The sequence below is a fragment of the Streptosporangium minutum genome (assembly GCF_002149035.1).
Lineage (GTDB): Bacteria > Actinomycetota > Actinomycetes > Streptosporangiales > Streptosporangiaceae > Streptosporangium > Streptosporangium minutum.
In genome coordinates this window covers 1-10,256 of the sequence record NZ_NGFP01000305.1, presented here as the reverse complement: position 1 = coordinate 10,256, position 10,256 = coordinate 1, and the positions used below count along the sequence as shown (strand labels likewise).

The 10,256-nt window shown below is 71.2% G+C and carries 8 protein-coding genes; 3 read left to right on the top strand and 5 right to left on the bottom strand.

The window, feature by feature from the left end; translation table 11 throughout:
* The 3 genes from CA984_RS39000 to CA984_RS38990 form a co-directional block, all read right to left on the bottom strand.
* On the bottom strand, positions 1-2,374 hold a 2,374-nt coding region (locus CA984_RS39000), incomplete at its 3' end, for an MMPL family transporter (RefSeq protein WP_086578401.1).
* The gene (locus CA984_RS38995) at positions 2,374-4,098 is read right to left on the bottom strand and encodes a fatty acyl-AMP ligase (protein WP_086578400.1); all 1,725 of its coding nucleotides are present in this window, start codon (positions 4,096-4,098) and stop codon (positions 2,374-2,376) included. The genes CA984_RS39000 and CA984_RS38995, both read right to left, overlap by 1 nt.
* A gap of 117 nt (positions 4,099-4,215) precedes the next feature.
* Positions 4,216-5,433, bottom strand: a complete 1,218-nt coding sequence (locus CA984_RS38990) for an NAD(P)/FAD-dependent oxidoreductase (RefSeq protein WP_165781585.1) — start codon at positions 5,431-5,433, stop codon at positions 4,216-4,218.
* A gap of 253 nt (positions 5,434-5,686) precedes the next feature.
* Here CA984_RS38990 and CA984_RS38985 point away from each other — a divergent pair, with 253 nt between their 5' ends.
* Positions 5,687-6,319, top strand: a complete 633-nt coding sequence (locus CA984_RS38985) for an IclR family transcriptional regulator (RefSeq protein ID WP_086578398.1) — start codon at positions 5,687-5,689, stop codon at positions 6,317-6,319.
* Positions 6,320-6,483: 164 nt separating this feature from the next.
* On the opposite strand, the gene CA984_RS38980 is transcribed toward CA984_RS38985, so the two are convergent.
* Both CA984_RS38980 and CA984_RS46730 read right to left on the bottom strand, forming a co-directional pair.
* Complete coding sequence (locus CA984_RS38980; RefSeq protein ID WP_086578397.1) at positions 6,484-6,732, bottom strand: SCO4226 family nickel-binding protein; 249 nt, start codon at positions 6,730-6,732, stop codon at positions 6,484-6,486.
* A 237-nt stretch (positions 6,733-6,969) separates the two neighbouring features.
* Positions 6,970-8,277, bottom strand: a complete 1,308-nt coding sequence (locus tag CA984_RS46730; RefSeq protein WP_165781584.1) for a hypothetical protein — start codon at positions 8,275-8,277, stop codon at positions 6,970-6,972.
* A gap of 285 nt (positions 8,278-8,562) precedes the next feature.
* Here CA984_RS46730 and CA984_RS38970 point away from each other — a divergent pair, with 285 nt between their 5' ends.
* Both CA984_RS38970 and CA984_RS38965 read left to right on the top strand, forming a co-directional pair.
* Positions 8,563-8,814 carry a ferredoxin gene (locus CA984_RS38970; RefSeq protein WP_012895195.1) on the top strand — a complete coding sequence of 84 codons (252 nt, stop codon included), beginning with the start codon at positions 8,563-8,565 and terminating at the stop codon, positions 8,812-8,814.
* Positions 8,804-10,138 (top strand): NAD(P)/FAD-dependent oxidoreductase, encoded by a 1,335-nt coding sequence (locus CA984_RS38965; RefSeq protein WP_242676418.1) that lies wholly within the window; start codon positions 8,804-8,806, stop codon positions 10,136-10,138. The genes CA984_RS38970 and CA984_RS38965 overlap by 11 nt, the downstream gene beginning before the upstream one ends.
* Positions 10,139-10,256: the final 118 nt, after the last annotated feature.

Here is a 10,256-nt window from a genome sequence, read left to right as displayed (position 1 = left end):
GGTGATGACCCCGCCGCTGTGGCACCGGCGGGGAGGGCTCCAGGCGGTGCGCCGGAGTGACGCGGCGGCCGCCGGGGACGTCCTCGCGCTCCACGGTGACGTAGGTGGGGGCGATCTCGGCGGGGCGGTACTCGCGGACGTCGTGCTCGCGGATCTCGATGCGCCGGTGGAAACCCCGCAGGAAGCCCGGCAGCCACCAGTTGGCGTCGCCCATCAGGCGCATCGTCGCGGGCACCAGCAGCGCCCGGACCAGCGTCGCGTCCACCACGATGGCCACGAACATGCCGACGCCGAGCATCTTCACGATGGTGATCCCGGCGGTGGAGAACGCCGCGATGACCACGAGCAGCAGCAGGGCGGCGCTGGTGATGACCCCGCCGGTCCGCTCCAGGCCGACCGCCACGGCGGCGGTGTTGTCCCGGGTCCGCAGCCACTCGGCGCGGACCCGGCTGAGCAGGAACAGCTCGTAGTCCATCGACAGGCCGAACACCACCGCCAGGATCAGCACGGTGATGGTCGCCTCGATGCTGCCGGTCGGGGTGAAACCGAGGACGCCGGCCAGGTGGCCGTCCTGAAAGGCCCAGACGATCACACCGAAGGACGCGCCCAGGGAGAGGACGTTCATCAGGATCGCCTTGATCGGCAGCAGGATCGAGCCGAACGCGGCGAACAGCAGCAGGCCCGTCATCAGGCAGACCACCAGCGCGGTCCACGGCAGCGTGGACTTCAGGCTGGCCTCCAGGTCGAGCTGGGCGGCGGTGGGGCCGCCGACGACCACGTCCTGGAAGTTCCGCTCCAGGGGAAGGTCGCGGACCCTGCCGACCAGCGCGCGGGCCTCGTCCGACATCGGGTCCTCGTCGTAGCGGACCGCCAGCCGTACCGCGCCGTTGTTCTGCGAGACCCCGGTGACGTCCACCCCGGTGACGTGGTCGAGTGCCTCCAGGCGCTCCACGAAGGCCTTCACGTCCAGCGGGCCGACCTCGGTGACCGGGGTGATCCCCGAGTTGCCGACCCCGATGGGGCCGAGCCGCGTCCCGACCTCCGAGGTGAGCGCGCCGGGCGCCGACGCGGTCATCGGCCCGACGAGGTCGCGTTCGACGAGCACGATGACGTCGATCGGCGACATCGCGTTCCTGGCGAACCTCGTGTTGATCTCCTCGGCGACCTGGCGGCTCTCGAACCGCTCGGGCAGCACCCGGTGGTCCACGCTGCCGAACCGCACGTGTACGAACGGCGCGGCCAGCGCGAACAGCACCACGCCGACCCCGGCGAGGTAGGCCACCGGGCGGCGCATCACGCTGGAGGCGATGGCGTGCCAGGTGCCGCTGCCGCCCTTGTGCCTGCCGAAGTCCGGGGCGAGCCGGATCGCGTCCACCCTGGGCCCCAGTACGGCCAGCAGCGCGGGCAGCACGATCAGCGCGGCCGCCATCGCGACCAGCACCACCGCCGCCGCGCCCAGGCCGATCGAGCGCAGGAACATCTGCGGGAACAGCAGCAGGCCGCTGAGCGAGGTCGCCACGGTCAGCCCGGAGAACGCGACCGTGCGGCCGGCCGTCGCCATGGTCCGCACGACGGCCGTCTCCACCGGCGAGCCCCGGCGGATCTCCTCGCGGAAGGCGTTCAGCACGAACAGCGAGTAGTCGATGGCCAGGCCCAGCCCGAGCATCGTCACGACGTTCAGCGAGAAGACCGAGACGTCGGTCACCTCGGTCAGCAACCGGAGCAGCAGGAGCGCGCCGACCACCGACAGCAGCCCGACGACCAGCGGCAGCCCGGCCGCGACCAGGCTGCCGAAGACGAGGACGAGCAGGACGAGCAGCACCGGCATCGACAGGGCTTCGGCCTGCTGCAGGTCGGCGCCGGTCTGCGTGTTGAGGTCCTTGAGCAGCGGGATCGGGCCGCCGACCTTGACCGTGTACCCGGCCGGCGCGGTCCTGAGCCGGTCCTTGATCTGCTCGTAGCCGCTCTGTTTCGTCAGCTGCCCGCCGCGCAGGGTGATCAGCGCGTAGGTGGAGTGCCTGTCCTCGGAGACGAGCTCCCCGGCCTTGGCCGTCCAGTAGGTGGACGTCCTCGTGACGTGCTCGGCGGGCAGTTCGCGGAGCGCGGCCTGCACGTCCTTCCTGAACTGCTCGTCGTCGGCCTCGAACGTCGGGTGGGTGTAGAGGACCACCACGTCGGGCGAGCTGCCGCCGAACCACTGCCGGCTCCACTGGGCGGCCGAGGTCGACTCGGCGCCCGGGTCGTCGAACCCGCCGTCGGTCATCCGCCCGAACAGCCCCAGCCCGAAGTATCCGGCGACGACCGCGAACACCGCCCCCAGCGCCAGCACGCTCCAGCGTGCCCGGTAGACGGTCCGCCCGAACGACTCGAACATCAGACGCCGGCGTCCCTGGGCCCGGCGGTCCGGGGGCCGAACGCGCCGTCCAGGTAGGCCCGCACGCACGCCCTGCGGGCGATCTTGCCGCTCGACGTGCGCGGTACGGCTCCCGCCTCGGTCAGCACGAAGTCATGCAGCCGCAGATCATGATTTTTCGCGACAGCCGCGCGGATGTTGGCCGTGACCTCGGCCAGGTCGCGCCCGTCGGCCCTGCGGGACCGCTCGGCCACCACGACCAGCCGCTCGGTCTCCTCCCCCGGCACGGCGAACGCCGCCACGTGGTCCCGGCGGACGGCCTGGTCGGCCTCCTGCACGGTCACCTCCACATCCTGTGGATAGTGGTTGCGCCCGTCGACGATGATCAGGTCCTTGATCCGCCCGGTGATGTAGAGCTCGCCCTCGTGGACGACGCCCAGGTCTCCGGTCCGCAGCCAGGTGCCGTCCTCGCCGTCGAGCACGTTGCCGAAGACCTCGGCGCTGCGCTCCCCGTCCCGCCAGTAGGCCCGCGCCACGTTCGGCCCCTGCACCCAGATCTCGCCGACCTCGCCGTCCGGCTTCGCCGTACCGGACTCCGAGACGATGGCGACCCGCTGCCCCGTCGGCACCCCGCAGGAGACCAGGTCGCTGACCCGTCCCTCACCCGTGTACGGCACCGCCCGCCCGGCGGTCAGCGCGTCCCTGTCGAACAGGGTCACCCGGGCGGGCAGGTCCCGGTCCATCACCGTGACGAACACCGTCGCCTCCGCCAGGCCGTACCCGGGGGTGTGCGCCTCCGGCCGCAGCCCGCAGACGGCGAACGCCTCGGAGAACCGGTCGATCGTGCTGCCGCGCAGCGGCTCGGCGCCGTTGAGCATGACCGAGACCCCGGACAGGTCGAGCGTGGCCTTCTCCGCTTCGGTGACCCGGCCGGCCGCGTACTCGTAGGCGAAGTTGGGGCCGCCGGTGAACACGTCGTCGTACTCGCTGAGCATCCGCAGCCACCGCACCGGATGCATGACGAACGCGACCGGGTCCATGAACACCGCCTGGTTACCGCCCACCATCGGCGCGGCGATCGTGGCGATCAGGCCCATGTCGTGGAAGAGCGGCAGCCACAGGGCCGCCGTGGACACCCGGGGAGTGGCCCGGAACGCCTCCCAGAGCTGCTCGGCGTTGGCGGTGAAGTTGGCGTGGCTGATCTCCACTCCCGCGGGGGCGCGGGTCGAGCCGGAGGTGTACTGCAGGTAGGCCAGGTCGCCGAGCCCGATCGGCTCGGGCTCCCACTCGTCGGCGAGCAGGTCGGAGACCGTGTCCAGCGTGATGACCTGCTTGGGCCGGGGCGCGTACCCGCCGTCCAGGAAGGCGTGGACGCTGTCCAGCGCGGGGGTCGTGGTGAGCACGCAGACCGGGTCGGCGTCGGCGTAGGCCCGGATCAGCCGGTCGGCGTGGCCGGGCAGGTCGGGCGCGAACAGCGGCACCGCGACCACCCGGGCGTACATGGCCCCGAGCATCGCGACCACGTACTCCAGCCCCTGCGGCGCCAGGATCGCCGCCCGGTCACCGGGGAGCGTCACCTCGCGCAGCCGTACGGCCAGCGCTCGCGCCTTGAGATCCGCCTTCGCCCAGGAGAGCGTGTGCTTCACCCCGTCGTGTCCGGCGGAGTAGTCCAGGAAGGTGTACGCGGGAGCGTCCGGGATCTCCCTCGCCCACCGCTCAACCCGGGCGATCAGCGCGTCGCTCATCCTCAAGGTCCCCTCGCCGAGGTACAGGGACCTAGCAACTTACTCAGGCGACTCCAGCAATTCTTGCCAAAGACCTGCACATTCCGGGCCTCCGGTTATTACCGGCATGACAACTGATCAGCGGTCCGCGCGGTCGGTCCGGCCGCTCGTCCGCAGGCCCCGGACGGGGACCCTCGGGTGCAGTCCGAAGCGGGGCTCGGGCTGCCGCGCGCCGTCGAGGATCTCGGCGACGTACTCCGCCAGGGCGGGGGCGTGCTTGAACCCGTGGCCGGAGTCGCCGCCGAGCAACCACACCCCGTCCTCCGGCTGGGCGATGACCCATTCGCCGTCGGGGGTGAGGGTGTACTGGCAGACCTGGCTGAACAGCACCGGCGCCCCGGCCAGGCCCGGGAACCTGCGGCGCAGGTAGGCGCGTGACGCCTCCTCGCTCGACGGCGAGATCCGCCGGTCCCCGGTCTCCGGGTCGTACGGCTCGCCCTCGGCGTCCGAGGTCACCTTCATCCCCAGGCCGTCGAGGTCGCCGTGCCCGTAGACCGATCCGTCGTAGTCGACCCAGGCGGGCGTGTCCCAGCCGGGCGCCACCGCGAAGTGCGCCGTGTCCTGCTTGGTCACCTGGAGGTCGGCCACGCCGGGGAAGAGCCGGGGCAGCCACGCCCCGCACGCCCACACCACCCGGTCGGCCCGCAGCACCTCCTCCCCGACCCGCACCGCGGGCCCGCGGCTCTCACCGCGCGGCTCCGCCCACCCCTGGAACGCCATGCCGTGCGCCTCCGTCCCGCGCCGGAACACCACGTTGTACGGCTCCAGGACGCCCGCGCCGTACGGCTCGGCCCGGCCCCTGACCACCGTGACGCCGGCCGCGCGGGCGAGGCGGGCCGTCACCTGCGTGGCCCGCCGGGCCCTGACCACCCCGGCCTCCGGCTCCCACAGCACGAACTCCAGGTCGTCCCCGCGGAAATCGGGGAAGAGGGCGGCCGCACGGGCCGGGTCCCAGAGCTCGTGGGGGATGTCGAGCCGCTCCAGAACCGAGGCGCTCGCCCGCTCCCAGCCCTGCGCCCGGCGCGCGAACCAGAGCATCCCCGTCTCGGCGTACAGCTCCTCGCCGACCCGCTCGCCGAGATCCCGCCACAGCTCACGGGCCCGCCGGGCCATCCGGGCGTACCAGTCGTCGGTCCCGTGCGAGGCCCGCAGCAGCCGCGTCTCCCCGGCGCTCGCCTGCCGCAGATGTCCGGGCTGGTACTGCTCGACCAGTGTGACGCGCCACCCCGACTCCGCCAGCCGCAACGCCAGCGACGTGCCCCAGATCCCCGCTCCGACCACGATGACGGACTTCATCCCTCGGCCACCCCCTCCTGTGGATCTCCCCTCACCGTCGGGCATCGCCGTCCTCCGCCGCAAGCCCACCGATCACCGGCCACCACGCCCCACACCCCCGCCGATCACCGGACAGCGCGTCCCGTCCCCCCGCGAGACCGCCGAGCCACGCGCCGTTTCCCGCGGAACCGCCACCCCGCACCGGCCGCGCGACGTCCGCGGCGCGGGCACCGTCGATAATCGGGAGCATGCTCCCAGCCCAGCAGGTGCCCTGATGCCGGCCGAGTCGTCGCAGACACTGGAACGCGGCCTGCGCCTGCTCCGCCTGCTCGCCGACGGCCGGCGCGGCCGCACCCCCACCGAGCTCGCGGGCGAGCTCGGACTGAGCCGCCCGGCGGTCTACCGCCTGCTCACCACCCTCCAGAGCGAGGGCTTCGTCCGCCGCGACCGGGACGGCCGCGTCCACCTCGGCTTCGGCGTGCTCGTCCTGGCGCGCGCCGTCCAGCCCCTGCTCCGTGAGGGCGCCCTGCCCACCCTGCGCGGGCTTGCCGAGGAGGTCGGCGCGACCGCGCACCTCACGGTGGCCGAGGGGGACGACGGCCTGGCTGTGGCGGTGGTCGAACCCTCCTGGACGGACATGCACGTCGCCTACCGCGAAGGCTCCCGCCATCCGCTCACCAGGGGCGCCGCCGGCCTCGCCGTGCTGGCTCTGCGTCAGGGCCGCACCGACTACGTGACCACCGAAGGCCAGCTCCAGGAGGGCGCGCGGGGCATAGCCGCTCCCGTCCCGGGCGTCCCCTGGCTTGAGGCGTCCGTGGGAGTGGTCGCCTTCACTCCCCTCGACCCCGAGGTCGTCGGCCCCCGGGTGGCCGCCGCCGCCGCCGAGCTGGCCACGGCCCTGGCCTGACGGGGGCGCGCGCTTCCCCGGTCCTGGGTCAGACAGCCGCGCGCTTCCCCAGTCCTGAGTCAGACAGCTGCACGCTTCCCCGGTCTTGGGTCAGACAGCTGCGCGCTTCCCCGGTCCTGGGTCAGGCAGGCGGAGGCGCGGACGTGCGCCTTCCCGGTCCTGGCTCAGACCGCCAGCGTCACGGGGTGGATCTCGTCGGCCGGATGCCCCGCCCGCTCATGGACCCGCTTCACGGCCTCCGCGTCGGGCGCCTCCGACAGGCAGTAGACGACGCCCTCCGCCGGGTCCGCCCACGCGTGCTCGAAGGACACCCCCTCTTCGGCCTGGATGGCGAGGTCGGCGTCGTGGGCGTCACGTAACTGCTGGTCGGTGATGCCCGCCATGCCGTGATGGACGTCCATGAACTTCGTCATGGCTTCCTCCTGAGACAGCGGAACCGGCTGGCCTGCCGGAACTTCTCCCAGCCTAGATCGGGCACAAAACACCAGAACACCCAAGCTTGTTCAAGCGCTGGAATTCTTCCCCCTCCGGTGCCCGCGGGCCGTTCGAGCGCGCGTTCGCGTGGGGCCGGCGGTTCGAACGCCCGTCCATCCACGACGAGGGGCGGGAGGCGGCGACCGCCGCCCGCACCCCGCCTGGCGAGACCCCGGTCAAAAGCGGCTGAACCCGCTGATCTCACGGTCACCGATCTTCGTCGTCCGGCTCGCGTCGAACGCCCGGTACCAGGCGATCGCGGCGGCGGCGGCGGCCGGGGCGAGGTTCGCGCAGACGATGATCACGGAGGAGAGCCTGCTGCCGAGAAGCTCGACGACGGGACGCAGAGCGGGGTTGAACCGCGCCGCGATTCCCGCCCCCACGATGACGCCGAGGCTGGCGATGGAGAAGACGAGTGCGACCTTGTGGATGCGGGCGAGATCCTCGACCGTGTCGGAGAGCGCGTCGGACAGGCGGCGGATCCTCTCGGCCAGATGGACGCCCGCGGCGACGAACTCGACCAGCCTCGCGTCGGCGGCCTCCATGGCGGGCCCGGCCCAGGCCGCCGCTACGGCCTCGCGGACCAGGCCGGTGTCGTGCCCGAACACCTCTCCACAGTCGTAGGCGAGCTTTTCCCAGCCCGCGACCGCACGGTCGAGGTCCTCGTCCGAGGGGACGACCATGACGGTCCAGGCGAGCCCACCGGCCATGGCCGCCCAGGAGAACGTCTTCGCCCGCGCCAGGTTCGCCTGCGTGCCCTTACTGCTCTTGGCGAGCTCCGACAGCCTCCTCTCCCTCCCCGCGTGCAGCTCCCCTACTCGGGCATGCAAAGAATCCCGATATGCCCTATCACTCGCACCGAGATCGTTTGCCCAATTGGTGGCTTCCATATGCCTGACTATAGATTTGGCGGTTAGGCTTATTTCGCTTTTTGTTGCATTCGTGATATACATTCTCTTAAGGCCAAGGATTGCACTCTCTTCTCTTTTTCTACGGTTAAGGAAGACACGCCCCCCTGCGCCCGCCCCCATGGCGGCCAGCCCAGCGCCATACGACAGTTTGGTCGGGTCCATCAAGTATTCACCGAACGACTTCGTCTCATAATCGGAGTAATCGTCAGAGAAGTCCGAGTAAAGGGGAGCTTCGTCGGGATCCGCTTTCCGTGCCTCAGTCACGGCGTCGAGCACCCTGCGGGCGCTCGCGCCTTCGGCCCCGGCGTAGTTTTTCCGGGTCTTCCGCATCAGGTCCGCCAGAGACGTGCCCTCGGTCTCGCCGTAGTTGAACTCCTGCTCAAGCTCCCCCCAGGTCTTCCCGTACTCGTGCCGGGCCGGCCACTCACCCGCCGCGCCCAGCGCCCAGGTGGGGAGAGCGACCGCGTCCCCGGAAAACCTCAGCCCCCTGAGCTTGTCCGCCATGATCTCCAAGCTCTCCGCCACCTCACTGAAGACACCTCCGTCGTAGGCGAACCCATCCCCGACAGTCATCCGGTCACCCCATCCCATGAGTCGGAGTACGGCCTCCAGAACCCCTGGAGCACATATCCCGCGTCCGTCGCAGCCGACGATAGTGATCAACTCGCGGGCGTCAAAGGGGTGATCCCAGGATGGGACGACCTCGTCGGCGGCACTGATCGGCCACCGTTCGGGAGGAACACGGCAAAGCCAGCCCCAAAAGGCGTAACACGGCGATTCCGGATGACAACTTCCCTGGTCAGCGACCTAGTCTGGGCAGCACTTGATGGCCGAACCCGTCGAAGGGACAGGGTCCTCATGAGGCTCGTCGTCGATCTCAACCGGTGCCAGGGATACGCGCAGTGCGCCTTCCTCGCGCCGGACGTCTTCACCATGCACGGTGAGGAGGCGCTGATGTACGACCCCGGTGCCGACGAGGCCCGGCGCGAGCAGGTCATGAGGGCCGCGGCCGCGTGCCCGGTCCAGGCCATCCTCGTCGACCAGGTCGACGCGCCGGGCACGCCGGAGCGGCCGATCGCGCTGGAGAGGGCGGGGACCGATGGCCGTTGACGGGTCCGACAAGGCGTTCAGGCGGCACGGCCGCGTGGTCGTCGTCGGCGCCTCCCTGGCGGGCCTGCGGGCCGCGGAGACCCTGCGCGAGGAGGGCTTCACGGGGTCGCTGACCATGATCGGAGACGAGCCGCACGAGCCGTACGACCGGCCGCCGCTGTCCAAGCAGGTCCTGCTCGGCAGGGTACCCGCGGACGGCACGACCCTCCCCCGGCGCCGCGCGATCGACGCGGAGTGGCGGCTCGGGGTCGCCGCCACGGGGCTGGACCTGACCGAGAAGCGGGTGCGCCTGGCAGACGGGCAGGAGGTCGGCTTCGACCGCCTGCTGATCGCGACCGGCACCCGTGCCCGGCCGTGGCCGAGGGACGCGGAGGCCGACCTTGACGGCGTCTTCGTCCTGCGGACCAGCGACGACGCCGCCCGGCTGAACCGCAGGCTGGCCGCCAGGCCCCGCCGGGTGCTCGTCGTCGGCGCCGGGTTCACCGGCTCCGAGGTCGCCTCCGCCTGCCGCGAGCGGGGGCTGGAGGTCACGGTCGCCGAGCGCGGCCCGGCCCCTCTCGTGGGCGCGCTCGGCGGCGTCGTCGGCGCGGTCGCGGCGGAGCTCCAGCGTGAGCACGGTGTCGACCTGCGCTGCTGCATCACGGTGACCGCACTCGAAGGCGATCCGGCCGGGCGGCTCAGGCGCGCCCACCTGTCCGACGGCGGCACGCTGGACGTCGACGTGGCGGTGATCGCGCTCGGCGCGATGCGCAACACCGAGTGGCTCGCGGGGTCCGGACTCGGCGCCGGCCCGCGGGGTGTCGCCTGCGACGCCGGATGCCGGGCCTTCGACGTGCACGGCATCGTCACCGACGACATCTTCGTGGCCGGCGACGTCGCCCGGTCCCCGCACCCGCTCTTCGGCTACCAGTTCCTCTCCCTGGAGCACTGGGGCAACGCGGTCGCGCAGGCCGAGGTCGCCGCCCACAACATGATCAGTCGCGGCCCCGACCGCCGGCCCCACCTGTGGGTCCCGGCCTTCTGGTCCGCCCAGTTCGGGGTGAACATCAAGTCCGTCGGCGTGCCGCCCATGGGCGACGAGATCATCGTCACCCAGGGGTCGCTCGCCGAGCACCGCTTCGCCGCGGCCTACGGCTTCCAGGGCCGCGTCATCGCCGCGGTCACCTTCGACCACGCCAGATGGATCGACTTCTACCGCGAGCGGATCGAGTCGGCCGCGCCGTTCCCGCGTGCAGCTCCCCTACTCGGGCATGCAAAGAATCCCGATATGCCCTATCACTCGCACCGAGATCGTTTGCCCAATTGGTGGCTTCCATATGCCTGACTATAGATTTGGCGGTTAGGCTTATTTCGCTTTTTGTTGCATTCGTGATATACATTCTCTTAAGGCCAAGGATTGCACTCTCTTCTCTTTTTCTACGGTTAAGGAAGACACGCCCCCC

Bases quoted from the DNA above. Each gene is read 5' to 3' on its own strand.
- CA984_RS38985 (WP_086578398.1), top strand. From the start codon at position 5,687: ATGCCGGCCGAGTCGTCGCAGACACTGGAACGCGGCCTGCGCCTGCTC.
- CA984_RS38980 (WP_086578397.1), bottom strand. From the start codon at position 6,732: ATGACGAAGTTCATGGACGTCCATCACGGCATGGCGGGCATCACCGAC.
- CA984_RS38965 (WP_242676418.1), top strand. From the start codon at position 8,804: ATGGCCGTTGACGGGTCCGACAAGGCGTTCAGGCGGCACGGCCGCGTG.
- CA984_RS38970 (WP_012895195.1), top strand. From the start codon at position 8,563: ATGAGGCTCGTCGTCGATCTCAACCGGTGCCAGGGATACGCGCAGTGC.
- CA984_RS38990 (WP_165781585.1), bottom strand. From the start codon at position 5,433: ATGAAGTCCGTCATCGTGGTCGGAGCGGGGATCTGGGGCACGTCGCTG.
- CA984_RS38995 (WP_086578400.1), bottom strand. From the start codon at position 4,098: ATGAGCGACGCGCTGATCGCCCGGGTTGAGCGGTGGGCGAGGGAGATC.
- CA984_RS46730 (WP_165781584.1), bottom strand. From the start codon at position 8,277: ATGACTGTCGGGGATGGGTTCGCCTACGACGGAGGTGTCTTCAGTGAG.